At 67.6% G+C, this 25,445-nt stretch carries 24 protein-coding genes; 10 read left to right on the forward strand and 14 right to left on the reverse strand.

What is annotated here, in order from left to right:
* Window positions 1–227 precede the first annotated feature (227 nt).
* Window positions 228–1,631: a D-alanyl-D-alanine carboxypeptidase/D-alanyl-D-alanine endopeptidase gene (gene dacB / locus NBG84_RS22965; RefSeq protein WP_250921455.1), complete on the reverse strand. Its 1,404-nt coding sequence runs from the start codon at window positions 1,629–1,631 to the stop codon at window positions 228–230.
* A 182-nt stretch (window positions 1,632–1,813) separates the two neighbouring features.
* On the opposite strand from dacB, the gene NBG84_RS22970 reads away from it, so the two are divergent.
* Window positions 1,814–2,308 carry an inorganic diphosphatase gene (locus NBG84_RS22970; RefSeq protein WP_250921645.1) on the forward strand — a complete coding sequence of 165 codons (495 nt, stop codon included), beginning with the start codon at window positions 1,814–1,816 and terminating at the stop codon, window positions 2,306–2,308.
* 183 nt (window positions 2,309–2,491) lie between these two features.
* Window positions 2,492–4,375, forward strand: coding sequence for a threonine/serine exporter family protein (locus NBG84_RS22975; RefSeq protein WP_250921456.1), 1,884 nt, complete (start codon window positions 2,492–2,494; stop codon window positions 4,373–4,375).
* Window positions 4,376–4,501: 126 nt separating this feature from the next.
* On the opposite strand, the gene NBG84_RS22980 is transcribed toward NBG84_RS22975, so the two are convergent.
* A complete protein-coding gene (locus NBG84_RS22980; RefSeq protein ID WP_250921457.1) occupies window positions 4,502–5,194 on the reverse strand; it encodes a DedA family protein in 693 nt (230 codons plus the stop codon).
* A gap of 287 nt (window positions 5,195–5,481) precedes the next feature.
* Here NBG84_RS22980 and NBG84_RS22985 point away from each other — a divergent pair, with 287 nt between their 5' ends.
* From NBG84_RS22985 to gad, 3 genes are all read left to right on the forward strand, one after another.
* On the forward strand, window positions 5,482–5,850 hold the full coding sequence (locus tag NBG84_RS22985) for a YbjQ family protein (protein WP_250921458.1): 369 nt from the start codon (window positions 5,482–5,484) through the stop codon (window positions 5,848–5,850).
* A gap of 205 nt (window positions 5,851–6,055) precedes the next feature.
* Window positions 6,056–6,559: an FBP domain-containing protein gene (locus tag NBG84_RS22990; protein ID WP_250921459.1), complete on the forward strand. Its 504-nt coding sequence runs from the start codon at window positions 6,056–6,058 to the stop codon at window positions 6,557–6,559.
* A gap of 109 nt (window positions 6,560–6,668) precedes the next feature.
* Window positions 6,669–8,105: a glutamate decarboxylase gene (gene gad, locus NBG84_RS22995; protein ID WP_250921460.1), complete on the forward strand. Its 1,437-nt coding sequence runs from the start codon at window positions 6,669–6,671 to the stop codon at window positions 8,103–8,105.
* A 143-nt stretch (window positions 8,106–8,248) separates the two neighbouring features.
* On the opposite strand, the gene NBG84_RS23000 is transcribed toward gad, so the two are convergent.
* A complete protein-coding gene (locus NBG84_RS23000) occupies window positions 8,249–8,890 on the reverse strand; it encodes a PadR family transcriptional regulator (protein ID WP_250921461.1) in 642 nt (213 codons plus the stop codon).
* Between the two features lie 61 nt (window positions 8,891–8,951).
* Here NBG84_RS23000 and NBG84_RS23005 point away from each other — a divergent pair, with 61 nt between their 5' ends.
* Window positions 8,952–9,680: a bleomycin resistance protein gene (locus tag NBG84_RS23005; protein ID WP_250921462.1), complete on the forward strand. Its 729-nt coding sequence runs from the start codon at window positions 8,952–8,954 to the stop codon at window positions 9,678–9,680.
* A 141-nt stretch (window positions 9,681–9,821) separates the two neighbouring features.
* Here NBG84_RS23005 and NBG84_RS23010 read toward each other — a convergent pair whose 3' ends face one another.
* From NBG84_RS23010 to NBG84_RS23020, 3 genes are all read right to left on the reverse strand, one after another.
* Window positions 9,822–10,367 (reverse strand): DinB family protein, encoded by a 546-nt coding sequence (locus NBG84_RS23010; RefSeq protein WP_250921463.1) that lies wholly within the window; start codon window positions 10,365–10,367, stop codon window positions 9,822–9,824.
* A gap of 151 nt (window positions 10,368–10,518) precedes the next feature.
* Complete coding sequence (locus NBG84_RS23015) at window positions 10,519–11,976, reverse strand: aldehyde dehydrogenase family protein (protein WP_250921464.1); 1,458 nt, start codon at window positions 11,974–11,976, stop codon at window positions 10,519–10,521.
* A 73-nt stretch (window positions 11,977–12,049) separates the two neighbouring features.
* Window positions 12,050–12,949, reverse strand: a complete 900-nt coding sequence (locus NBG84_RS23020) for a helix-turn-helix domain-containing protein (RefSeq protein ID WP_250921465.1) — start codon at window positions 12,947–12,949, stop codon at window positions 12,050–12,052.
* Between the two features lie 318 nt (window positions 12,950–13,267).
* Between NBG84_RS23020 and NBG84_RS23025 the strand changes: the two genes are divergently transcribed.
* Window positions 13,268–13,774, forward strand: a complete 507-nt coding sequence (locus tag NBG84_RS23025) for an ATP-binding protein (protein WP_250921466.1) — start codon at window positions 13,268–13,270, stop codon at window positions 13,772–13,774.
* A 547-nt stretch (window positions 13,775–14,321) separates the two neighbouring features.
* Here the strand turns inward: NBG84_RS23025 and NBG84_RS23030 are convergent.
* On the reverse strand, window positions 14,322–14,564 hold the full coding sequence (locus NBG84_RS23030; RefSeq protein WP_250921646.1) for a DUF397 domain-containing protein: 243 nt from the start codon (window positions 14,562–14,564) through the stop codon (window positions 14,322–14,324).
* Window positions 14,565–15,021: 457 nt separating this feature from the next.
* Between NBG84_RS23030 and NBG84_RS23035 the strand changes: the two genes are divergently transcribed.
* Window positions 15,022–15,576 carry a hypothetical protein gene (locus NBG84_RS23035; RefSeq protein WP_308312106.1) on the forward strand — a complete coding sequence of 185 codons (555 nt, stop codon included), beginning with the start codon at window positions 15,022–15,024 and terminating at the stop codon, window positions 15,574–15,576.
* A gap of 119 nt (window positions 15,577–15,695) precedes the next feature.
* Here NBG84_RS23035 and NBG84_RS23040 read toward each other — a convergent pair whose 3' ends face one another.
* The 4 genes from NBG84_RS23040 to NBG84_RS23055 form a co-directional block, all read right to left on the reverse strand.
* Entirely contained in the window at window positions 15,696–17,738 is a 2,043-nt protein-coding gene (locus NBG84_RS23040) for an FUSC family protein (protein ID WP_250921467.1), read from the reverse strand.
* 64 nt (window positions 17,739–17,802) lie between these two features.
* Window positions 17,803–17,964, reverse strand: a complete 162-nt coding sequence (locus tag NBG84_RS23045) for a hypothetical protein (RefSeq protein ID WP_250921468.1) — start codon at window positions 17,962–17,964, stop codon at window positions 17,803–17,805.
* Window positions 17,965–18,217: 253 nt separating this feature from the next.
* A complete protein-coding gene (locus NBG84_RS23050) occupies window positions 18,218–19,327 on the reverse strand; it encodes a DUF2786 domain-containing protein (RefSeq protein ID WP_250921469.1) in 1,110 nt (369 codons plus the stop codon).
* Between the two features lie 529 nt (window positions 19,328–19,856).
* A complete protein-coding gene (locus NBG84_RS23055; protein WP_250921470.1) occupies window positions 19,857–20,495 on the reverse strand; it encodes a lipoprotein in 639 nt (212 codons plus the stop codon).
* Between the two features lie 167 nt (window positions 20,496–20,662).
* On the opposite strand from NBG84_RS23055, the gene NBG84_RS23060 reads away from it, so the two are divergent.
* On the forward strand, window positions 20,663–21,220 hold the full coding sequence (locus NBG84_RS23060; RefSeq protein ID WP_250921471.1) for a sugar O-acetyltransferase: 558 nt from the start codon (window positions 20,663–20,665) through the stop codon (window positions 21,218–21,220).
* Between the two features lie 402 nt (window positions 21,221–21,622).
* Here the strand turns inward: NBG84_RS23060 and NBG84_RS23065 are convergent, their stop codons facing one another.
* The 3 genes from NBG84_RS23065 to NBG84_RS23075 all read right to left on the reverse strand — a co-directional run bounded on the left by NBG84_RS23065 (window position 21,623) and on the right by NBG84_RS23075 (window position 23,109).
* Window positions 21,623–22,015 (reverse strand): RidA family protein, encoded by a 393-nt coding sequence (locus tag NBG84_RS23065; RefSeq protein ID WP_250921472.1) that lies wholly within the window; start codon window positions 22,013–22,015, stop codon window positions 21,623–21,625.
* A 120-nt stretch (window positions 22,016–22,135) separates the two neighbouring features.
* Window positions 22,136–22,738 (reverse strand): HAAS signaling domain-containing protein, encoded by a 603-nt coding sequence (locus NBG84_RS23070; protein WP_250921473.1) that lies wholly within the window; start codon window positions 22,736–22,738, stop codon window positions 22,136–22,138.
* Complete coding sequence (locus tag NBG84_RS23075; RefSeq protein ID WP_250921474.1) at window positions 22,735–23,109, reverse strand: PadR family transcriptional regulator; 375 nt, start codon at window positions 23,107–23,109, stop codon at window positions 22,735–22,737. Before NBG84_RS23075 ends, NBG84_RS23070 begins: the two co-directional genes overlap by 4 nt.
* A 214-nt stretch (window positions 23,110–23,323) precedes the next feature.
* Between NBG84_RS23075 and NBG84_RS23080 the strand changes: the two genes are divergently transcribed.
* Window positions 23,324–25,105 (forward strand): bifunctional 3'-5' exonuclease/DNA polymerase, encoded by a 1,782-nt coding sequence (locus NBG84_RS23080; RefSeq protein WP_250921475.1) that lies wholly within the window; start codon window positions 23,324–23,326, stop codon window positions 25,103–25,105.
* Window positions 25,106–25,445 lie beyond the last annotated feature (340 nt).

The following is a 25,445-nucleotide window of genomic DNA, read 5'->3' on the forward strand; positions in this document are numbered from 1 at the left end:
GCCCGGGCGGCGGTGAGGTGTTGAAAGCCGCCTGGTGGCAGAGGTAACCGGTGATGAGCGCGGATGGGCGGCGATTATCGGGGCCGGAGTGCCGGCGGAAGCTCTGCCCGAGGGTTCGAAGCGGCGATCGGTCCCGTCCGCTCCTACCGGGCCGGCGTCGATCCGGGCGCTGCTTCGACGCGTCCCTGCCGTGCCCTCACCTGATGCGCCCGGCGGGCGCCAGGCGGCTAGGCCACCAGGGCCGCCGCCAGTCGGTCCAGTGCCGGTTGGGCCTCGTCGCGGGAGGGGGTCTTCCCGGCGAGGAAGGCGAAGGCCAACAGCCGGCCGTCTGGCGACACCACGGTTCCGGACAGGGAACTCACTCCTGTCAGCGTCCCCGTTTTGGCGCGAACCAGCCCAGTCGCGGGAGAGGCGTCCGAGTAGCGGGATTCGAGCGTTCCGCTGAAACCGGCGACCGGTAGACCGGTGAGGACCGGTCGCAGCTCGGGCTTGGTCGGATCCGCCGCTCGGGTGAGCAACGACGTGAGGAGTCGGGCCGAGAGCCTGGCCCCACGGTCGAGGCCGCTGCCATCGGTGAACCGGGCCCCTTTCAGCGGAAGCCCGAGGCCGACGAGTCGCTGCTGCACGGCCCGGCCGGCGCCGGCGAAACTGGCCTCCTGGCGGGAGGCGATGGCGGTCTGGCGGGCGAGCGCCTCCGCCAGGTCGTTGTCGCTCTCGGTCAGCATCCGCTCGACCAGCGCGGAGAGCGGGACGGACACCACCCGGGCGATGGGTTTGGCGCTTCGGGGGGCTCGGGTAGCGGCGGGCTTGGTGATGACACTGATCCCGCGGGCCTCCAGCAGTTGCTCGAAGGAACGGGCGGCGGCCCCCGCCGGGTCGGCGACCCGATCGGAGTCACCGGTGGCGGTGGGGTCCTTCCGGCCCTGGTCGACCATGAGCGCGGTCACCGGTGCCAGATTGCCGTTCTCACCGATCCGGTGCCTGACCTTTCCCCGGTAGAGCGAGGTGTCGTAGGTCAGTCGTACGGCCGTTGCCGACCGCTCCCGCAAGACGTCTGCCGTGCGATCCGCGAGGGTGCCCAGCGCGGTCCGGTCGAGGCTGGCGTCGCCGCCTCCGACCAGGGTCAACTCCCGTGCGTCCGCGGAGAGTACGGCGGTGGTGGGGATGCGGTGGTCGGGCCCCAACGCGGTCAGTGCGGCGACCGCGGTGGCGATCTTGATGGTGGACGCGGGTGTCATGGGGTTCGCCGCACCCTGTCCGTACAGCTGACGGCCCGTGGACACATCGACGACGGAGGCCGTCCGCAGGGGACCGAGGCCCGGGTCGCGGAGGAGGGCGCCCAGTTCCTTCCCGAGGCCGGCGACGGCTTTTCCGTCGACCGGTGCCGCCGAGGACCGGTCCGCGCCGATCGCGGCGAGCACACCGGCCGCGCTGGGGGCGGGGGCGGGACCCCGGGCATCCGAACGGCGGTGATCTTCACCACCTGCCGTACTCCGTGCAGCCGCCCACTCCTTTTCGGCCTTACGCTGGCCGGAGTCCCAGGGACCGGCCACGGCCACCGCCCCGGCAGCGACCGCCAACCCCATCACGGCGGCGCCCGCGGCGAGCTGCCACGTCTTGACCACCGGCACCTCGACCAGCCCCTTTCGCGATCACACACCTGCGTGAGGGACACTTAATCACCAGAACTGCGTCTTGCCGCGAGTACGGCACCCCCGGTAAGGGCCATCGGCCACTCGTCTGGGGGTCCGGGGATGTCCCCGGAAGGGCACAGCATCACCGGACGTATGTGTTGATCATGGAGGAGCCACCCGTGGAGTTCGACGTCACCATCGAGATCCCGAAGGGTTCGCGGAACAAGTACGAGGTGGACCATGAGTCGGGTCGAATCCGCCTGGACCGTCGACTCTTCACCTCGACCAGTTACCCGGCCGACTACGGATTCGTCGAGAACACCCTCGGCGAGGACGGCGACCCGCTGGATGCCCTGGTCATCCTGGACGAGCCGACCTTCCCCGGCTGTCTGATCAAGTGCCGTGCCATCGGCATGTTCCGCATGACCGACGAGGCGGGCGGCGACGACAAGCTGCTCTGCGTACCGGCCTCCGACCCGCGGGTCGAGCACCTGCGGGACATCCACCACGTCTCGGAGTTCGACCGGCTGGAGATCCAGCACTTCTTCGAGGTCTACAAGGACCTGGAGCCCGGCAAGTCCGTCGAGGGCGCCAACTGGGTGGGCCGTACCGAGGCCGAGGCCGAGATCGAGGCCTCCTACAAGCGTCTTGAGGCGCAGGGCGGCGCGCACTGACGCCGTCGTAACCAACGCCACTACGGGCGGGGCACCCATGCGGGTGTCCCGCCCGTGGTGTGTGGGCAGCAGATCATCTGCGTACGGGCCAGCGGCGGGGAAGACCCGCATCAGCGCGGCCGCGGGTTCGCGCACATACTGAAGCGACACCGGCGATCAACGAGGGAGCGAGGGCGGCACGTGGTGGCGGAGCCGGAAGGCCGAGGCCCGCAGGGCCCTGGGCCGAGGGGTCCGAAAGACGCTGCCGGTCGAGATCGCGACGGCCGCGGGTCAGGCCGGCGCGATCAGCCGCCGAGCACGGACACCGACGGCCCGCCGGCCGAGGAACCACCGTCCGGCGCATCAGCCGCCGACGAGCAGCCCCCCAGGGATCAGGGCCCCGGTGGGTACCTCTACGACAAGCTTCCGCCCGACCGTCCGGGCTCCGAGAGGTACGGCGCCGAGAAGCCCCTCTCCGACGAGGCGCACTCCGCCTTCACGCCCCCTGCGGGCATCGGCATCCCCGAGGCGCCCGAGGAGGACCAGCCCACGTCGGAATTCTCCGCTCCGGCGGGTACGGCTCATGAGTCGCCCACGGAACCGGAGGGCTCCGCCTTCGCCCCGCCCCGTACGTACAGTGCCCGCCACTCACCGCCCGCCTTCACACCCGCACACGGTATTCCCCCGATTCGGCTGACCAAGGACGTGCCCTGGCAGGACCGGATGCGCACGATGTTGCGGATGCCGGTGGGCGAACGCCCGATGCCCGAGGGCGCGCAGCGACAAGAAGAGGGTGGCCCGGCCGTGCCCCGGGTGCTCGACCTGACCCTGCGCATCGGCGAACTGCTGCTCGCGGGCGGTGAGGGTGCGGAGGACGTCGAGGCGGCGATGTTCGCGATCACCCACTCGTACGGACTCGACCGCTGCGAGCCCACCGTCACCTTCACCCTGCTGTCGATCACCTATCAGCCGTCGCTGGTGGACGACCCGGTGACGGCCAATCGGACCGTACGTCGACGAGGCACCGACTACACCCGGCTGGCCGCCGTCTACCGGCTGGTCCATGACATCAGCTCAGCCGACCCCGAGATCACGTTGGAGGAGGCCTACCGCCGTCTCGCGGAGATTCGGCGGAACCGGCACCCCTATCCCGGTTGGGCGCTGACCGTGGCGGGCGGGCTGCTCGCCGGAGCAGCATCCGTCCTGGTCGGCGGCGATGTGCTGGTGTTCCTGGCAGCGGCGATCAGCGCCATGCTCGGGGACCGGTTGGCCTGGCTGTTCGCCGGGCGCGGCCTGCCGGAGTTCTACCAGTTCGTGGCGGCGGCCATGCCGCCCGCCGCCATGGGCGTCGCCCTCACCCTGTCGTCACTGGATGTCCGGGCCTCAGCCGTCATCACCGGTGGGCTGTTCGCGCTGATCCCGGGGCGAGCCCTGGTCGCGGGCGTACAGGACGGCCTGACCGGTTTCTACATCACCGCCGCGGCCCGGCTGCTGGAGGTCGGGTATCTGATCGTCGGGATCGTCATCGGGGTGCTGTGTGTGCTCTATCTGGGGCTGACCCTCGACGCCAGCCTCACCCCCGAGACCGCCGTGCACGCGGTGAAGCGCCCCGAGGTGCAGTTGCTGGCGGCGATGGCCCTGTCGCTCTGTTTCGCCGTCCTGTTGCAGCAGGAACGGGACACCGTGCTGCTGGTGACCCTGAACGGCGGGGTCGCCTGGGCGGTCTACGGGGCGCTGGCGGACACCGCGGGGGTGCCGCCGGTCGCTGCGACGGCCGCCGCGGCCGGGCTGGTGGGCCTGTTCGGGCAGATGCTCTCGCGTTTCCGGTTCGCTTCCGCGCTGCCCTATGTCACGGCCGCGATCGGTCCGCTCCTGCCCGGCAGCGCAACCTACTTCGGGCTGCTGGCCATCGCCCAGGGAGAGCTCAACACCGGGCTCGCCTCACTGTCCAAGGCCGCCGCGCTGGCACTGGCCATCGCGATCGGGGTGAACCTCGGAGGCGAGATCTCCCGGCTGTTCCTGCGGGTGCGCGGCGGTACGGACCCGTCCGAGCCGCGCCGGGCAGCGAAGCGGACACGCGGTTTCTAGGGCGTATCCGTTCTCGCCCACGCCGAGGGCGGGTACGACAGAACGACTCGTTCCGCAACGGTGGAGAGCACACTCCAGTCGGGCGGCGGTACGAGTCGTTCGTTGGCAGAGCGGTACGGAAGGGGCTCAGCGCTTGGCGTGTCGGCCGCGCTGCACCGGGGCGGCCGGGCCGTCGTCGGTCGCGGCGGCGGCCTTCTTGTTCTGGGAGCGGGCGCGCAGCACCTCGATCACGATGGGCAGTACCGAGATCAGGACGATCAGGATGAGGATCTTCTCGATGTGCTGATGCACAAAGTCGATCTTGCCGAGCACGGCTCCGAGCAGGGTGACACCGGCACCCCAGAGAACACCGCCGACGACGTTGTAGATGAGGAACAGCCGGTAGTTCATCCGACTCACACCGGCGATGATCGGCGTGAACGTTCGCACGATGGGCACAAAGCGAGCCAGGACCAGCGACTTGGGGCCGTACTTCTCGAAGAACTCATGCGCCTTCTCCACGTTCTCCTGCTTGAAGAGACGGGAATCGGGGCGCTTGAAGAGAGCGGGACCGACCTTGCGGCCGAAGAGATAGCCGACCTGGTCTCCCACCACTGCCGCGACCACGATCAAGGCGCAGATGGCCCAGAGCGGCAGGGTGTCGAGCGTGCCCGTGGTCACCAGCAGGCCGGTGGTGAACAGCAGCGAGTCGCCGGGCAGGAAGAAGCCGATAAGGAGACCTGACTCGGCGAAGACGATGACCAGGACGCCGATAAGGCCAAAAGTGTTGATCAGATAGTCCGGGTCCAGCCAGCTCGGTCCGAGCGCGAGGGTAGTCACGAGGTCCTGGCTCCAAGAGTCAGAGATCTGCCATAGATCGATGATCGGGGAATCGGCGAAGTCGGCCGTCGACCAACGCTATCAATGCATCAGCCCTGCTAGGCGTTCTAACGGCCCCCTCAGGATGCACTGTGCCAGCACCGGTACAAAGCTGTGCGGCAGACGTCTCTGAAGAAAGCTCGGAAAAATACCAGAAAGTCAGTAAAACGATAGAAAGACATGAGACGGCCCAGAAGGACAGGAAAAGAGCAGACAGGGCTCGTGCAAGGGCGAGGAAGGCGGATGAGATGGGGATCGAAGACTACGGCGGCGGACAGGGCCCGCACCCGGATGTCCTGGTCGTCACCACCAACGATGTTCCGGGATACCAGGTGCAGCAGATCATCGGTGAGGTCTTCGGGCTCACCGTCCGCTCCCGCCACCTCGGCAGCCAGATCGGAGCCGGACTCAAGTCCATGATCGGCGGCGAGCTGAAGGGGCTGACCAAGACCCTGGTCGAGACCCGCAATCAGGCGATGGATCGGCTGATCGAGCAGGCCAGGGCGCGGGGAGCCAATGCGGTGCTGATGTTCAGGTTCGATGTGACGGAGGCTGCCGACGTGGGTACGGAGGTCTGCGCCTACGGCACGGCGGCGGTGATCGCACCACGCGGCTGAGCTGAGCACGTTGACCGTCCCGGCCAGACCGGATGGCGTCACGCGGCTGGTCTGACCCGGGACCGCGCCGAGGCCTTACGGCCATCAGCAGGTGCCTCCCGGCTGGCCGTTCTTCCACCGGGACCGCCCTCTTCACGGCCGGCGCGGAAGAAGCGGCGGATCAAATTCGGATGACCGTGCCCGATGGCCTGTGTACGGTCCAGCCGTGGACCCACTCACCGAGAAGCAGATACGTACGTCCCTGGTGAACTGCTCGAAGGGCGAGGCGAGCCGGCTCAAACTCCCTGCCGAATTCGACGCGCTGCCCTGGCCGGACCTCGACTTCCTGGGGTGGATCGACCCGGCCGCGCCCCTCCGGGCGTACGTCGTCGTCCCGGGCGATTCCGGCCCGCTCGGCATCACCCTCCGCGTCCCTACCGCCAGTAGGACCAGCGCGGTGAAGTCCAGCCTCTGCAACATCTGTCTCACCACCCATGCCTCGTCCGGGGTGAATCTCCTCGTCGCCCCACTCGCCGGGGCCCGTGGACGCGACGGCAACACCGTCGGGCTCTATGTCTGCGCCGACCTGGCCTGCTCGCTCTACCTCCGGGGCATCCGGCAGCCAAAGCTCCGCACCACCAAGCACGACGAGCATCTGAGCGTCGAGGAGAAGGCCTCGCGGGCGCTTGCGAATCTGACCGCCTTCCTGGCGAAGGTCACCGCGGGCTGACACCAGCCGCCTTCCCCGGGTGGCCGTCCCGCGTTGCAGGTGGGAACGGCCCGTATGAGCCTTGCAAACGAGAACACCAGCGGGGCGCGTAGCGGAAGGCGGCGAGGCAATGCCACTCCACAAGGGTGCGGGAGGGTCAGCCGCCGCTCGGCCTGGCCCCGATGGCGAACCGCGCAAACTCGCGCTGAACCCGTTCTTCGGAGAGGCGGACCCGGTCAGCGGAATGACCTCCCCGCCGCCCAAGCACCGGCTGCCCGATGGCCCTCTGCCGCCCATGACCGCGTACCGCCTCGTCCATGACGAACTGATGCTGGATGGCAACGCCCGGCTCAATCTCGCCACCTTCGTCACCACCTGGATGGAACCCCAGGCCGGCGTTCTGATGGGCGAGTGCCGGGACAAGAACATGATCGACAAGGATGAGTACCCTCGGACCGCGGAGCTGGAGCGCCGCTGTGTGGCCATGCTCGCGGACCTCTGGAACGCGCCGGACCCCGGCGCCGTCGTCGGCTGCTCCACCACCGGCTCCAGCGAGGCGGCCATGCTGGCCGGAATGGCACTCAAACGGCGGTGGATGGCCCGCAACGCGGACCGCTATCCGGCGACCGCCCGGCCCAATCTGGTCATGGGCGTCAATGTCCAGGTCTGCTGGGACAAGTTCTGCAACTTCTGGGAGATCGAGCCTCGACTGGTTCCCATGGAGGGCGACCGCTTCCATCTCGATCCCCAGGCCGCGGCCGACCTCTGCGACGAGAACACCATCGGTGTCGTCGCCGTGCTGGGCTCGACCTTCGACGGCTCATACGAGCCGGTCCAGGAGCTCTGCACCATCCTGGACTCCCTCCAGGAGCGCACCGGACTCGACGTTCCCGTCCATGTGGACGGGGCTTCGGGTGCCATGGTCGCGCCCTTCCTCGACGAGGAACTGATCTGGGACTTCCGGTTGCCACGGGTCGCCTCGATCAACACCTCCGGGCACAAGTACGGCCTGGTCTACCCCGGCGTGGGCTGGGCGCTCTGGCGCTCATCCGCCGAACTCCCGGAGGAGCTGGTCTTCCGAGTCAACTACCTCGGTGGCGACATGCCCACCTTCGCCCTGAACTTCTCCCGTCCGGGCGCACAGGTGGTCGCCCAGTACTACACCTTCCTCAGGCTGGGCTGGGACGGCTACCGGGCCGTCCAGCAGGCCTCCCGGGATGTCGCCTGCGGGCTCTCCGACCGGTTCGCGGCCCTCGATGACTTCCAGCTGCTGACGCGCGGCGATGAACTACCGGTGTTCGCCCTGACCACCGCGCCCGGAGTGAGGAGCTTCGATGTCTTCGATGTCTCCCGGCGGCTGCGCGAGCAGGGCTGGCTGGTCCCGGCGTACACCTTCCCCAAGAACCGGGAGGACCTCTCCGTGCTCCGGGTGGTCTGCCGCAACGGCTTCTCGACGGATCTCGCGGATCTTCTGATGGAGGATCTGGACAAGCTGCTGCCGGAGCTACGCCGTCAGTCGGGTCCGCTGAACAAGAGCGAGGCCTCGGCCACGGCCTTCCACCACTGATCGAACGGCCCGGATCCAGGAACGTCCGGCCCGCGGGGAGCCGTCTCCCGGGGCCGGGTCGTACAACAACCACCGCCGCCCCGCACCGCCCGCGCCAACCAGCCGCCGTTCACGCGCTTGGTCGACGCTCCCGACCAGTACAACTAGCGCCCGTCCTCGACATGGACCTCGCCCGTCGCATAGGGGTTCTCCTCCCCCTCCCCCAGTACGGCGCGGAAGGGCTCCCCCTCCCCCTCGAAGGTGTACGCGCCCCGCTCGATCCGCTCGATCAGACCGCGGGTCCACTCGGCACCGAAGTCGGCCGAGCCCACCCAGAGGTTCATGATCTCGCCAATGTGACCGAGCGATTCAGGGCCCGCTTCGGGCGTGTAGTACTCGGTCACCGCCGACCGCCACTCCTCGATCCCCAGCACCCGCTGCTTCAGCAGCTCCACGGCCTCCGCGCGCGGCAGATAGACGATGAAGCCGACCGCTGCGGAGAGGACGTCGAGTTGCTGGTCATGGGCTGTCAGGGACTCCCGCAGCAGCCGGAAGAACTCCTTTGAACCCTGCTCGGTCAGCTCGTACTCGGTGCGCGGCGGGCCGCCGACCGTCGAGGGCGCGACCTCATGGGCACGCAGCAGATCCTGCTTCGCCATCTGCTTGAGCGCGTGATAGATCGAGCCGGGCTTGGCGTGGGACCACTCGTGCGCGCCCCAGAACTCCAGATCGTTGCGGACCTGGTAACCGTGCGCCCGCCCGTGCTGGCGCACGGCCCCGAGTACCAGCAGACGGATCGCTGACATCGACCGAAAACCCTTCTCTTCAACTTTGACTAGATTACTCAACTTTGACTACGCTGCAAGCATGACCGAGAAGACCATCCCGCTCCTCCCCTGCCGGACAGAGTTGATCCAGCCGGTCGTCGATTTCTACACCGCCCTGGGGTTCGAGACGACTTTCCAACAGAAGAGCCCTTACGCATACGTCGTCGTCGAGCGCGGTCCAGTCGAACTCCAGTTCCACGGAATGAAGGAGTACGACCCGACCGCGTCCTACTCCGGCTGCTACATCCTCACCGACGACGTCGACGAACTGCACGGGGAGTTCCGTGCCGGCCTCAAGACGGCATACGGAAGGATCCCCACTCGCGGCCTACCGCGCATGGGGCCCCTCAAGAACATGTCGTACGGCGTTCGGCAGTTCCTGCTCACCGATCCGACGGGCAACACCCTCCGGATCGGGCAGATGATCAGCGAGAACCAGCACCACCGGCCCGCCCCCAAGGACACCTTTGGACGGGCCCTGCACACCGCCGACCTCTTCGCCGACTCCAAGGAGGACCTTCCGGGAGCCGCGAAGATCATCGATCGGGCACTGGGGCTGGAGAACGAGCGGCCGACCCCCAGCCAACTGCTGCGGCTGTTGGTACTGCGCGGCGATATCGCCCAGCGGCTCGACGACGGGGAACTGGCGCGAGAGCTGCTGGAACGGGCCGCCGGGGTCCCGCTGACGGACGAGGAACGGCTGTCGGCAGCAGACGATCTCGCCCGTCTGGAGACCCTGCGAGCCTCAAGCGCCTACTCGGAGTCCTGAAGGTCCAGCACCGCAACGCGGCCAACCGGCCGGGCGACCCCTCTCATGCCCCGCACCTGCCAGGCCCCACCCAGGCCTTCTCGCACTGCCCGCGGCCTGAGGGGGCGCGTCAGCCGCGGGCATCAGCGGCCGGGACGCTCATCAACCGGCCGACTGCCGCTCCAAGGCGACCAAGTCAAAGGACGACTTGCCGTCCAGGGACTCACGGATGATGTCGGCGTGGCCGGCGTGGCGCCCGATCTCCTCCACGAGATGCAGCATCAGCCAGCGCATCGACACCCGCCCCTCCTTGGGGAACCAGGGTGCCTCGGGCAGCGGGAAGGTGTCATCGAGGCTGGGTACGGCACGAATGAACTCCTCGGTCTCCCGGGCGACCGAGTCCCAGAAGGCCAGCACCTGCGGAATGGACTCCCCCTCGACCAGACGGAAGCTGTCCGGCCAGGTCTCCCGCGTACGCTCCTTCTCGTTCGGCCGCTGCTGGGCCATCCGCAGCCAGTTCAGCTCGGTCTCGGCGACATGCTTGAGCAGCCCGGAGAGCGATAGCTCGCTGGCACTGGGACGGCTCGCGGCCTGTTCCTCGCTGATCCCCAGGATCGAGCGCCTGAGCGCACCGCGCTGCGCCTCGGTGAACAGCAGCAGAGCTCCGCGCTCGTCTCCCGGAGTCTCCGCGGGTACGTGAGTGACCATGGTGTCCGCCCTTCCGATCCCTGGTGGGGTCTCGGCCGTTTCAAGGTGAGGCTCCCGCCTCCCTTCCGACACCGCAAACGTAGAGGCCATTGAGGACAGATCCTGTCCTCAATGGCCTCTGGGCTGTGCTTGCTCTGTGCTGGCTCTGTGCTCAGAACGGGAAGTGGGAACGCCCGTGCTGGACAGAGATCCACTTCTGGGTGGTGAACGCCTCGATCATCGACTCACCGTTCAGCCGTCCGCTACCGGAGTGCTTCTCCCCGCCGAAGGGGACGATCGGCTCATCGTGCACCGTGCTGTCATTGATGTGGATCATGCCGGTGTTGATCCGCTTGGCGACCCGTACGCCGCGCTCGATGTTGGCGGTGTGGACCGCGCCGCTCAGCCCGTACGGAGTGTCATTGGCGATCCGCACCGCCTCGTCCTCGCCGTCGAAGGGCACGATCAGCGCCACCGGTCCGAAGATCTCCTGCCCCAGCACCGGGGAGTCGGTGGCGATGCCGGTCAGCACCGACGGCTCGACCAGATTGCCGTCGGAACCACCGTGCAGCAGGGCGGTCGCACCCGCTTCCACCGTCTGCTTGACCAGCGAGGTGACCGCGTCGGCCTGCCGCGAATTGATCAGAGGGCCGATATGCGTCGCCGGGTCGGAGGGGTCCCCCACCTTGAGTGTTCGCACCTTGGCGACGAACTTCTCGGTGAACTCCTTCTCGACACTCCGGTCCACCAGGACCCGATTGGCGGCCATGCAGACCTGCCCCTGATGCACAAAGCGGCTGAAGACCGCCGCATCCACGGCATAGTCGATATCCGCGTCATCAAGAACGATCAGCGCACTGTTTCCGCCGAGTTCCAGGATCGCGCGCTTGAAATTGGCCGCGCAGACCATGGCGACATGCTGTCCCACCCGGTCGGAGCCGGTGAAGGAGATCGCTTTGGGCACCGGATGCTCGATCAGCGCATCGCCGATCTCCGCTATGTCGGTGATGACGACATTGAGAAGTCCGGGCGGCAGACCCGCGTCTTCAAAGACCTTACCCACCAGCGAGCCACCGCAGATCGGGGTGTTCTGGTGCGGTTTGAGAACGACGGCATTACCGAGTGCGAGCGAAGGTGCGACCGATTTGATCGACAGGAGAAAGGGGAAATTGAAGGGGCTGATCACACCGACGACCCCGACGGGCAGGCGGTAGACGCGGTTCTCCTTGCCGTCAACGGGCGAGGGGAGAATCCGGCCCTCGGGCCGTAGCGCCAACTGGATGGCCTCGCGCAGGAACTCCTTGGCGAGATGCAGCTCAAAGCCGGCCTTGAGGTGTGTACCACCGAGCTCAGCGATGATCGCTTCGGTGATCTCCTGTTCCCGCTCCTCGATGATGCGCAGGGCATTCTCGAAGACGGCCCGCCGACTGTACGGGCTGGTCTCACCCCAGGCCACCTGCGCCCGCTCGGCTGCCCGGTAGGCCTGGTCCACCTCCGCGGCCGTGGCAACGGTAATGGAAGCCAGCTTCTCTCCGTCGTACGGATTGAAATCGATGATGTCCCAGGAGCCGCTGCCGGGCCTCCACTCGCCATCGATGTACTGGTAGGCCAGATCGGTGAACAAGGACATAGGACTCGATTCCTCACCCGTCGTCGGAACCTCACAAAGAACGTGCCTGATGTCACGTCACTATACGTGCGCTTTACGTCAGTTGGAGTAGACCACGCAGAACATCGCGGCTTCCAGCGGGGTCGGGGCTGTCTTCCTGGAGGCGCCTCATTACCCGGTCGTACTGAGCGACTTCCTCCCGCTTGTCCAAATAGAGCGCACTGGTCAACTGCTCCAGATAGACGATGTCGGACAGGTCCGACTCGGGGAATCGCAACATGGCGAAGGCGCCGCTCTCGCCCGCATGGCCGCCGAAGTTGAAGGGCATCACCTGAAGAGTGACGTTCGGCTGCTCGGAGATCTCGATCAAATGCCTCAACTGCCCCTGCATCACCGAGCGATCACCATAGGGTCGACGGAGCGCGGCCTCGTCGAGGACCGCATGGACCTCCGGCGCCCGTTCGGAGACCAGCAGCTTCTGCCGCTCCAGCCGGAGAGCGACCCGGCGATCGACGTCCGCCTGGCGGGCGTTGGGCTGGCCACGGGTGACCACCGCATGCGCGTACGCCTCGGTCTGGAGCAGACCGTGGACGAACTGCACCTCGTAGAGGCGAATATGCGACGCCGCTGCCTCCAGTCCCACATATGTCTGGAACCAGCCTGGCAACACATCGCCGTAACTGTGCCACCAGCCCGCCACGTTGGCCTCTTTGGCGAGGCCGAGTAGAGACTCCCGCTCCACTTCGTCGGCGACTCCGTAGAGCGTCAGTAGGTCTTCGACATCCCTCGCCTTGAAGCTCACCCGGCCCAACTCCATACGGCTGATCTTTGATTCCGATGCGCGGATCGAGTAACCAGCTGCCTCACGGGTGATCCCGCGCGACTCGCGCAGTCTCCTCAGCTGGGAGCCCAACAGGATGCGCCGCACCACGGAACCGCCACCTGGCCCTGCGGCCCACGACTCGTCAGTGGTCACGACTCCAACCCTCCCCATCCTTCGCCATCCATCTCAGTCCACTGCGGACCACCTACAGAGTGGGCCACCCCCGAGACCCCAAGTGCGGGATTCTGCCACCAAAACACTTCAGGGCGTACTCATTCGGTTACGGAAATGGAAAGCACTTGGGAAGACCATGAAAGAGTCGCGGGAAAGATATGACCAAGAACCCCCACGGAAGGGACAGGCCGGGCACGTGCACGTGCATCTGCCCTTGCATCTGCCCACCGCATTCGGAACCATGGTCTACACCGCACCTGCGTGCTCGTTCGTGTTGTAGCGCCACAGCCGCGATTGCCCCAGGGAGTGCCTCGCATGGGAACGAATGGATCGACCATGCTCAAGCCGTTAAGGCAGGGCCTTCCTCCAGCAGGCCCCTCGCGGGTGTCGAGTTCGGCCTCGTGCTCCCTGACCGCTCGCTTCGAAGCCGTACGCGGAGCGCGCCACTTCACCAAATCGACGCTCCACCAATGGGAGCTGAGCGACCGCTTCGACGATGTCTCCCTCGTCGTATCCGAACTGGTCACCAACGCCCTACGGCACGGCCTACCCGATGAGCCGCTCGATGACACCCAACACCCGCCCGTGCGGCTGCACTTGCTGCGCTGGCCGGGCCGGCTGGTGTGCGCGGTACGCGACCCCAGCCCGGAGACCCCCGGCACGCCGTTCGATGACGATGTGCCCTTCCCCGATCCGCGCGGCACCGCCGAATCCGGGCGGGGTCTGTTTCTGGTGGACTCCTTCAGCGACAGCTGGGGCTGGCACCCGCTCGCGGGGGCCATGCACGGCAAGGTCGTGTGGGCGCTCTTCCAACTGAGCTGATCCATCGCGCAGTCCAGGCCGATGAGCCGGGGAGCGGGCCCGGCTATCGGGGGGCGGGCCCGCTTCTCCTTTCCCGTAGAGGTGCGCCGCAAGCGAAAGCCGCGTGGGTCACTGGGCCCGTCTGGCACCGGCTCGTTGCCGGGTGCCGACCGGCCCATTCCGGCCGCCATTCCGGCCGGCCGCTCTGCCGACTGGCGCGTTGGGCCATGAGCGGTACTACCCGATCGCGCCTGGCCTATCTGGCTTATGGGGCGGGTGCCTTGGCGGGTAAGAATCCTGGAAGGCGTTGGGCGCTTGGTCGGGGGCCGGCGCTTGTCGGAGGCCGGGCGCCTGGTCGGGCCCGGTGCTTGGCGGGGCCGGACACAACGCCGCGCCATCGACTCATGGCCAACCCTGCCGGGCGGAGGGAAACACCGCCGAGCAGGCGTCGGGAATGGGGCTCGCTGAGTCGGCGGCGCCTCGCCCGGCAGGGTGCCGCCGATTCGCCTTGCTCACCAACCGCTGCTGTGCGGAGCCCAGTTGAGCTCCGCACAGCGGATGCGTCGGTTCAGTTCCCGGCGATCAGATGGTCGAACTCCCCGTCCTTCGCACCCAACAACATCGCTTCTATCTCGGCAGGCGTATAGACGAGCGCGGGACCGTCGGGGTGGCGGGAGTTTCGCATGGCGACACTCCCCCCAGGAAGCCTGGCGAACTCCACACACGATCCTTGGGAGTTGCTGTGTCGGCTCTTCTGCCAGACGACCCCGTGGAGCTCTGTGGCCGCCATGCCGTTGTACGCGTGGTGCACGAGTCGCTCCCGGGGTACAAGGTGCATGTGTCAACTGTCCCGGATCATAGCTGTGTTTCACGTGCGAATGCATAAGCGTTGGCACGAGCAGATGCACGTGCACGCGGGGTGTTCCCCCGGTTACAGCTTTAGCCCGTTACAGAAGGAGAGACGCCTACGGTGCCCGTCCGGATGCAGTGGTCTCCGCGATGGGTCTCCACGAGCCGGATGGGCCGAGAGATGGGCCAGACGACGGCGGTTGCCTTGTTCGGGCCTTTGGCCCAGCAGCGTACTCGTCCCGGCTTGACGGAATATGCACCGGGCGGCGGCTGCTGAGTCAATCCAGGTCGTTTTCCGGCCCACAACAGCCGAGTTGGCCACCCTCGGGTGAGAAAGCACACGTCCGATTTCTCCTGGGTGCACAAAACACGTCCTGATAGTTTGACGCGGTCTGTGAAGTGACCGAGGGGGCATTGACGTGCGTATTCGTACTTCCATGACCGCGGCAGGAGTTGTCGCGGCAGCCATTGTCGTACTGACCGGTTGCGGCGGTGGCGACAGCGGGGACAGCGGCGATTCGGGCAACGATGCCAAGGCTCGGTCCTCAGGGTCCCCACATGCGGGGACCGGTGATGGCCACGGCGATAGCGATAGCGGTGGAAAGGACCCGAGCGAGGATGCCGGCACCGGCGGCGTGGACGCTGCGAAGCTGGAAGGCGCCTGGTCGGGTACGACCGATGGCAAGAAGGTCGACCTGGCGATCACCGGCAAGAAGGCCGCGTTGATCTCCGGTGGCCAGGCCTGTACCGGCGAGGTGGCCGACCACGGCAAGTTGATGCTGTCGCTGAAGTGTGTGGACGGCAGCACCGGGCGGACCATGGGCACCGTGGAGTCCGGTGACGGCAAGACCCTGGTGATCAGTTGGGGTGCCGGTACCAAGGACACCCTGGTGAAGGCGGCGCCCGGGGTTCAGCCCGAGGGCATCCCGTCGGAGATGCTGAAGGACCTGCCGAAGTTCGAGCCCCCGCGGTAGCCGGGACCGTTCGACGGCCTCAGGGGCGTGACGAGTCTCGCGTCACCACCTGATCTTCCGGCTCCTTCTCACTGCCTGACCTGCCGGCTCCTCCGCACCGCCCGCCCTTCCACTTCTCCTCATCGCCTGACTCCTTCGTCAAGTGCCTCAGTCAACTCGTCCAACGCCTCGGCCAGGAGTGTCGTGCCACTTCTCAGCACGGGGTGATCGTCGTCCCACACCGCCAGCTCCGCGCGTACCCGATCCCAGTTCAGACTTCGGCGCTCCTTGACCGCTCTGGCCGCCTGCTCGCCGTCCTGCCGCAGCGCATCGGCGAGTGCGGCCGCGACCGGCACGGGGACGGCGCCACGCTCGGGAAGATGCGCCTCCATCAGCATGGCGCTGCGGCCGAACTGGCTCAGCGCGTGGTCAGCGGACTCCGCGGCGGCACGGGTCAGCCCTCTACTGCGTACCGGCTCATGGATCGCCCTGGCCAGTGCGTCCTGCCAAGCGATCCGGGCATCCCGGGCAGTCAGCAGTGCCTGTCGTAGGTCCTGCCCCGGGCGGTCGACGGGGTTGGCGTAGTGATCGACGACAGCCGCGGCGTAGCGAGAGTCCGCGACCAGCCATTCGGCGAGCCGGTTGCGGAGCCGCGGAGTCTCCCAAGCGGGGTAGATGGCGTAGGCCGACATCGCGAGCAGTCCACCGAGCAGGGTGAGCAGAACCCGGTCAGGAACGGTCTGGCCGGCGTCCTCGCCACCCATGCCCAGGAGAAAGACGACATAGGCGGATGTACAGATATTGGCAGCGACATATCCGGTGCGCATGACGAGGTATATGCCGAAGGCGCAGAGGACGGCGAGCGCACAGGAGATCACCACACCCGGGTGGGTGGTCTGCACGATGGCGGTGGCGAGGCCGACGCCGATGAGCGTGCCCCCGAAGCGGGCGACGGATCGGGAGTACGTCTGTGAGAAGTCCGGACGCATCACCATCACGGAGGTCATGGGCACCCAGTAGCCATGCCCGAGGGAGAGCACCGCGCCGAGAACGTAACCCGCGCAGACCACCGTGGCGACCCTGATCGCGTGGCGTAGGACCGGAGAACCCCGACGCAGCTCCCGCCGTACGGAACGCAGGGCTCCGGGCAGCAGCCTCAGGAGGGACGGCCGGTCACGGATCGGTACTTCGGTGGTGCCGTCGCCCTCGGCCTCCTCCAGCACATCGTCGAGGAGGGCAACGAGCCGTAGGGCGGCCCGGCGCGCTGGGCCGCTGAGGACGGTGACGGTGTCCGGGGTCTTGAGCGCGTCCATCGCTCCGGGGGGCATGCGTACGGGAACACCACGGCGGACGGCACGGGCTGCCGCGTCGAGGAGGGACGCGGCGGCGGCGAGCACTTCCCGTACCCGATCACGCTCCGGGCCTTCGGCGGAGGCACCGACAGCGGGATCGGCGAGGGAGGCGAGTACGGGCCTGATGCGCTCGGCAACCGCTCGGGTGCCATGAAGCTCTGCTGGTCTACGACGGGCCTGGCGGGGTGTGACGGCGGCGGCGCTGCGGGCGACCATCAGCGGGCCGGGGTCAAAGGAAGCGGTTGGGTCGTGACGTAGCCGCCGCGCATAGTCGGCTTCGGCCGCGAGGGCGTCGGCGAGCGCGTCGCGTTGGGCGCCCCAGCGCCTCAGGGGGAACAGGACGATCAGCGCGGCCTGCACGATTCCACCCATCGCGATCACGGCGGCATGCCCTGCGGCCGTCGCGACGGAGGTGGGGAGGGTGACGGTCACCAACATGATCGCCACATTGGACGCGGCGATGATCCCGGTGGTGGGGCCGATGGCCCAGGCGAGCCCGGCGGCGAAGGTCCAGAGGAAGAGGAGCGCGACGAAGAGAGCGAGTTGGAAACCGGTCAGATAACCGACGAAGGTGGAGATGGCGAGGCTGCCCCCGGAGATGAGCGCAAGGACGGGACGGGGACGCCAGCTGCGCTGGAGGGTGGCAATGGCCGCTTGGAACGCCCCAAAGGCGGAGCTCACCGCGACGACGGGCCCGAAGAGGGCAAGCGCGGTTCCCACGACGAGCGCCAGCCCGGCCGCCCCACGCAGGGCGACGAGGGGTTCAAGCCGCCGCCGTTCGAGCGTAAGCCCGGAGCGGGTGGTGTCCTTGAGGGCCCGAAGCCAGGTCATGATGTGAGATTAGCGAGCTTTGCTCTATATCCACCTATTTCATGCCGTGGAAATCCGGCCCTTCTCAGGCCCCGGGCAACACCGTCTCGACGGCGACGACCAGGGGACGCCCCTCGGGTCCGAGCAGACCGGATCGCGCCACGGCGGCGGGGGCATTGCTACGGGCCACTCGGGTCCGAGCGAACCGGATCGCGACCATGGTGGCGGGGGCATTGCTACGGGTCATCGGCGGGGCATCCGCCGACCGGGTGCCGGTGCGATCATTGCGACGGCCACCGCTGACGGTATGACCGTCTGACGCGCCGCCGGTCCCTGGATCCTCGGGGCAGCGGTGGCCTCGGCGCCGAGGTCCTGGGCCTGGCTCTCGTCCTGCTGCGGAGGTTCAGGCTGCCGGTTGGACTCGGAAGGCCGAGAACCGCATGCGATGGCCGTACCGGAACGGGAGTATCCGACGGACGGTGGGGCTTGCCGGACTGACGCTAAGAAGAACGCCCCAACAGGCCTCGGCTCGCGGCAACTTGGGCATTGTCTGCGGCTGCTCGACCGTGGCGCCAGCCCGCTTCGTCGGTGACGCCCCGCACACGTGTGGTCGTCGTGCGCGGGAACAGCTCCTCCGCATGGGCCGCGACCGCTATCTCACGGGTGGCCAGGACCGGAAGCAGGTCATCGGGGGCGGGCACGCTCTGCGCGGCCGAGGCCAGGCGCTCGCCGAGGCGGCCCGCGTACGACATCAGAAAGGACTGACGGAACGTCTTCGTCCGCCGACGACCGCCTGCTCGCTGGGCGCCTTCCGCGCGAGTCATCGCAGCCGTGCCCTGCACCAGCAGCGAGGTGTACAGCAGCTCGACCGATTCCAAGTCACCCTCGAAGCCGACCACGGTGGAGAAGCCGAGTGAGCTGTTCCACACCGCACGGCAGCGGTTCGCCGAGGCCACCGCGTCGAGCAGGATGGCCTTCGCCGTCTCGTACGGCGCATCCACCCCTATCCGGAAGGCAGCGGGCGTAGTCGACTTGGGGGCCAAGGACGCTTCGTCCACACTGTGACGGGACATCAGCTCCTGGGCCTTGGCCGTCAGCGCCTCGGCTTCCTCCGGGTAGGTCGTCGCCTCCGCCTTGGCCAGCAGGGCGCGTATCCGGGTCAGCATCCGGGGCTCGTATCCCGTCGGCGCCAGGAACGGCTGCCCCGGCACCGGGCCCACCGGTTCGATCGACGGAAGACGGACCAGGAGCCGATAGAGCTCCAGCACGGCAGTCGCGTAGGAGAACCGGTCGGCGCGCCAGTCCTCGCCGTCCAACTCTCCGAGCTGGGCGGACCAGCGGGGTGGCAGCTCCCCGTACTTCGCGGTCTCGGAGCGGATCAGGGAGGTCAGCAGCCGCAGATGCGGCTCGGTCAGGTCACGCCGTACGCAGCGGAGAAGATCGGCGGGCTGCCAGCCACGCTCCCACGCCCCCCGGATCAATTCCTCACCGCGCTGGCGCAGCGCCGCATCCAAGCCCGGATCGGCCGCCAGCAGAGAGGCACCCGTGTCCAAAGAGGCGTCACCCGCCTCATACAACGCAGCGGCCAACGCGTCATCGAGCGTGGTCATGGCGGTCACCTCCGTCTTTGGCGATCATCGCAGGCGGGCGGCCGGACCCATGCCAAAAGGTCCGCCCGGGGTTGGGGGCGGCCCTGGCCTGCGCTATCCACCGTAGACGGAGAAGTCAGAGGTCGGCGATTTCATCCACAGGCTGTGGATATCTTTTGGGGATAGCCACCCGCCGGGCAAATCGGGATTAATCCATCGCGTCCTTCAGAAAGAGGAACGAGCGAGCCAGCGCTGGGGGACCGGGAGCGAGGGTGAATGGCCCAGTGACAACCGCTCGGAGCCCTCCGCTCAGCACGCCGGAGATCGGGGAAATCTTGGAAGCGCGGGGAAATTCACCGAGCGCGCCCGACCACGGGCCGGACACCCACCCAAAGGACACAGACGCAAGGGACACAGACGCGAAGACTCGGACACCAAGGACACGGATCCGGGAGAAGCGGAGCCGGGGGAAGCGGGCGAAGGCGAGGGTACGGACAATGAGGAGGGCACGGACAACGGCGAGGGGCGGAGAACCCCTCGCCATCACGTATCAGTTGGCCTTGAGCGACTTCTTCGCCAGTTCATACGCCGGGAGCATCTCTTCGTGCTCGGCCGAGTCGAGTCCCCCGAGGTCGAACACCACCACACCCTTGGGCGTGGCAAGGGCGAACGCCCGCTCCTTCTTGGGGATTTTGATGAACTCATTGGTGTTCAGATACGTCACCTCGGCCATCTTGAACCCCCCTGCCTGGCCCTGCGTAAACACCTCGCTCTTTCGACTCTTCGCGTTCTCGGCGACAAACTCCTTCAGAACTGCGTTCGAATCTTCTCCCACCTTCGCCCCAACCCAAATGCGCAGGAAGCCGATGATTCCCGCAGGCTTGGCGTCGATCTCACACTTGAGCGTGACCGCCCCCATGGAGGTCAAGCCGAACTGGGTGTCCTCCACCACCGGCTTCGGGGCCCAGTCAGCCGCCAGATCAAAGGACACGGGCAGCTCACAGGGTGACCCCGGACCGCCTACCCTGCCTCCAACGGCAACCGTCGGCGAGGGTTCGACACTCTCCTTCACTTCGTTCTGCGGATTGCCCACGGGCTCGTCGGGCTTCGCCTCTGTCTTGAGAGAGCAGCCGGCCAACAGCCCTACCGCAGAAATCGCGACGCCCGCACCCCGTACGGCTCTGCGCATACCGCGCACCATGATTCCCCACCCCTGGTCACGTCAGACAGTCGTGTTCAATCCTAGGGATCCCCAGTAGCCACCGGGGACGGGATTTACGGTTCTGATGGCCCAACGGGGCGCGTGGTGCGGACAGTTCAACTATTGGGTTCGTTTTCGAGGCCGGGAGGCTCAAGGTGGGAGAGAACAAGCAGCGGATGCTCGCCGGGGACTGGTATCTGCCACGGGACGCGGAGTTGGCCGCGGACAATCAACGCCGCATCGAGTTGTGTGCCGCCTACAACAGCGATGGCGGGGCGAAGACCGAAGAGCGAACGGCGATCCTTGCGGAACTGCTGGGGTCGATGGGGACAGGGGTAACGATCCGGCCACCGTTCCAGTGTGACTACGGCAGCTATATCTCCATCGGTGACCACGTCTTCGTGAATTTCAATGCGGTCTTTCTGGACTCCGCACCGATCACGATCGGCTCCCATGCCCAAATCGGTCCGAACGTCCAACTGCTGACCCCGACGCATGAGCTGGATGCGCAGCGCCGCAAGGAGGGCTGGGAGAAGGGGGAGCCGATCACGATCGGCGACAATGTCTGGTTGGGCGGCGGGGTGATCGTCTGCCCCGGCGTGTCGATCGGCGAGAACACGGTGGTGGGGGCGGGATCGGTCGTGACCAAGGATCTGCCGGCCGGAGTCCTCGCGGTGGGCAATCCGGCACGCGTGATCCGTACGCTCGGCTAGTTCTCCGATTCGACCTGGGAAGAGCACGGACCCGCTCCAACAGCGGTCCGCGCCGACAAGGCGTACGGCCTCCGCGTCAACCGCTCCAACCCGCGCTGACACAGGGCCTGTTGCACCATCCGGCAGAAGTCGCGACCAGACCGGCCAACCGCGAGAACCGCGGCCCCTCGACGATCGGCCCTCGGTGCTCGACGATTGGTGCTTGGTGCGCGGTGCTTGGTGCTTGGTGCTCGGTGCTCGACAAGGACGACTGCAGGGGGCGCCACTCGGTGGGGTGCGGGATCAGTCGCCTCAAGCGCCACCGTTCAGTGGCCACCAGGTGCGACGGGCTCACCGTCCCCCACGAAGCCACAGTGCTGATCACGGCCGTCGACGAAAGGCTGTGCCCAGCGCTTTCAGGGATCAGTCGAGGACGGCGTCAAGCTCCAGTTCAACGAGCCATTCAGGATCGATAAAGCGTGAGACCTCAACGAAGGTGCAGGCCGGACGGACTGACGCGAACCGCTCCCCGTGCGCTCGCGCGGCTTCTTCCCAACGAGTCACGTCGGTGAGCATGACTCGGGTCCGCACGACGTCCGCCAGCGATGCCCCCGCCGCCTTCAACGCGGCGTCTGCGATATCCAGACATCTGACGGTCTGGGCGTAGACGTCACCTCGCCCCACAGTCGTCCCGTCGTCCCCGATGGGAGCGGTCCCGGCGACTGCCGTGTGCGCCCCTTTGCGGACTGCCCGGGAAAAGCCGATGCGGGGTTCGAGTGGTGAGCCGGAACTGACTGTCTGCCGAACATGATCCATCGCACCATGCTCCCAGATCGCCGCACTTCGCAGCAGACCTCAACGTGCCCCACCAACAAGGGTTTCGGCCGAGCGATCACTCCTTGAAGTGATCGCCGAACCTGAGGGCGGTGGCCACGCTCAGGCGCGGCGGACCCGCCAGAGCCATGCTGCCGTACCGGCCAGGAGGGCGACCGTCAGCAGGTTGGCCAGGTGGGCCGGACCGGCACCGGACGGGGCGACACCGGGCAGTAGCCAGATGCTGATGGCGACGGTCGGCAGGACGGCGGCGAGCAGAACGCCGGTGGTCTTCTGGACTGCCGTCCAGTGCACCGAGGTGCAGAGCAGTATCGCGCCGATCACTCGGAGCACGGTGCTGAAGAACTCCGCGGCGGAGATGTCGTCGGGAAGGATCGCCGCGACGAGGAACGGGAGGGTGAGCATCAGGAGCGGGACCAGGGGGTGCACCTTGCCCCGCCGGGCGGGTGCGCCGGCATCGCTCCGGACGGGGGCCCCGGCGGCCTCTCCCCCGGCCTCGACCAGTGCCGTGGCCGCGATCGTGCGAGGGTCTCCCAGCTCCGCCAGGACCTCGGCGATCGAGGCTTTGGGACGTTCGGCGAGTGTCACCTCGATGTGTTCGGAGAGGTCGGCGAGGAGTTCCTGGCGGCGGTCGGCCGGGAGCGCGGAGGCTTCGCGCTCGACGGCGGAGAGGTAGTCGCGAACGAGGTCGGCAGAAGTCTTCATACGAGGTCTCCGGTGGAGGGGTGCGGGGTGGTCAGGAAGGCGTCGACGGCGTTGCGGAAGCCGGGCCAGACGCGGGTGAACTCGTCGAGCGCGGCCCGGCCGCTGTCGGTGAGCGCGTAGTAGCGACGGGGTGGGCCGGAGACGGACTCCTGCCAGGTGGTGGTGACCAGGTCGTCCCGGCGGAGCCGGGAGAGCAGCGGGTAGACCGTGCCCTGGCTGGTGGCCAGGGCGCCGGAGTCCTCCAGGGCCTGCAGGAGTTCCACGCCGTAGCGGGGGCGATCCCGCATCAGGGCAAGTACGCAGTACTCCAAGACGCCCTTGCGCAGCTGGGCGGCTGCCCGGGCCTGCTTGGTCGAATCACCTGGTTCCATGCAATGCAAGATACCTGGTCTGGCAACCAGACGGGAAGTGGGGTGGCGATGATCGACTCGTCCAGACGCGCACCTGGTCCGGCTCACACCCGGCCCCAACGCGCGGCTGGTCACCCGACGCCCTAGGCAGAACAGGGCTGAGCAGGGGAACGGACCGGCGGCTGGGTGCGTCGCACCCGCATCAATGTCAGACCCGGCTGCCACACTCGAACCCATGAACGAACGATGGGCTCTGGGGGCAACGCAGGGGGACGGGGCCCAGCTGGTCCCGCTACGCCCCGACGGGCTGCCCGCAGGGCCAGTCGTACAGGAACCCGACCTGGTCAGGGCGGTGCGCTCACGACCGGAAGTCGGCCGGTGGGTATGGCGTTCGACGGCCGAGCTCTACCCACGGCTGCTGTCGGCCGGGGTCCGGGTGGAGCGGTGCTACGACATCGAGGACGCGGAGCAGCTGCTGCTCGGCCATGAGGGACGGCTCGGGGAGCCACGGTCGGCCGCCGCTGCGTTGGCCCGGCTGCAGAACCGCGCCGTTCCGGCCGATCCTCCCCAGCGGGCTGCCGAGCCGGGGTCGCAATCCTCGCTGTTCGAACCACAGGCGGTGCCCGTGCCCCTGGAGTCGCTCCTTGAGGTGTACAGGGACCAGTTGCGACGGCACGATGCCGCGGAGCACCCCGGCCGGATGCGGCTGCTGACGGCAGCGGAATCGGCGGGAATGCTGGTGGCGGCCGAGATGAACCGCACGGGGCTGCCCTGGCGGGCGGATGTCCACCGCCAGGTGCTGAACGAACTGCTGGGTGAGCGGTATGCGGGAGGCGGGGAGCCTCGGCGGCTCGCGGAGCTGGCGGACGAGGTGTCAAAAGCGTTCGGGCGCAGGGTGCGGCCCGATCTACCGGCGGATGTGGTGAAGGCTTTCGCCCAGGCCGGAGTGCGGGTGCGCTCGACACGACGGTGGGAGCTGGAGGAGGTCGACCATCCGGCGGTCCAACCGCTGATCCAGTACAAGAAGCTCTATCGCATCTGGGTGGCACATGGTTGGAGCTGGCTCCAGGACTGGGTACGGGATGGACGCTTTCGGCCTGGGTACCTCCCCGGTGGCACGGTCTCCGGGCGTTGGACGACCAATGGGGGCGGCGCGCTGCAGATCCCCAAGGTGATCAGGCGGGCGGTAGTGGCCGACCGGGGCTGGCGGCTGGTGGTCGCTGACGCGGATCAGATGGAGCCGCGGGTGCTGGCGGCGATCTCCCGGGACCCGGGGCTGATGGAGATAGCGGGCCATGCGGGCGACCTCTACGCGCTGCTATCCGATCGGGCCTTCTCGGGCGACCGGGACCAGGCGAAGTTGGCGCTGCTGGGCGCGATCTACGGCCAGACCTCCGGGGACGGTCTGAAGAATCTGGCGGCGCTGCGGCGAAGGTTCCCGGCGGCAGTGGCCTATGTGGACGACGCGGCGCGGGCGGGCGAGGAGGGTCGTTTGGTACGGACGTGGCTGGGGCGGACGAGTCCGCAGGCGGCCGGTGCGGAGGATGACGATGAGGCGGGCATTCCCCAGGAGGAGCCGTTGACCTCGGCGGAGCTGATGTCGGGATCGGCGTATGCGTCGAGGTCATCGATGTCCGAGGTGGAATCAAGCTTCGGGGCAGGGGCTAGAGGTGGATCGGGGGCCGGGTCAGGCGGGGAGTTCACACCCGGCTACGCCTCGGCGAACGCTCGGGCACGAGGTCGCTTCACTCGCAATTTCGTGGTGCAGGGCAGCGCGGCGGACTGGGCGCTGCTGATGCTTGCCGCGCTTCGGCAGGCCACCGCTGGGATGCGCGCCGAGCTGGTGTTCTTCCAGCACGACGAGGTGGTCGTGCACTGCCCACAGGACGAAGCCGAGGCAGTGGTGAAGGCGATCCGAGAAGCCGGGGAGTTGGCCGGCCTGACCGCATTTGGACAGACACCGGTGCGGTTCCCTTTCACCACGGCGGTGGTGGAGTGTTACGCCGACGCGAAGTAGGGCCCGCGCGCAGCGCACCAGCGCGGGCGGGCCAGGGACGGATCGCCCGCAGACCGGCGCCCGGCCATGGCAGACGGCGACAAGGAACCGGCTCAGGTGCACGGTCGGTCAGTACGACACCAGACCGATCGGTGCCGGTGGATAGGACACCAGACCGGCCGACGGCGGTCAGTACGACACCAGACCGGCCGGCGTCGGTTGATACGACACCAGACCGATCGGCGTATGGCCCGCGCCGGATCAGTGCCCCACCACCGGCTGCCAGGCCCCGACCGCGTCCTGTGCTCAACGGCCGGGCAGAAGCCCTCCCAAGGCTGTCGTCCGCGGCTCGCCGCCTGGC

The sequence above is a fragment of the Streptomyces albipurpureus genome, from assembly GCF_023701525.1.
Taxonomy (GTDB): Bacteria; Actinomycetota; Actinomycetes; order Streptomycetales; family Streptomycetaceae; genus Streptomyces; species Streptomyces albipurpureus.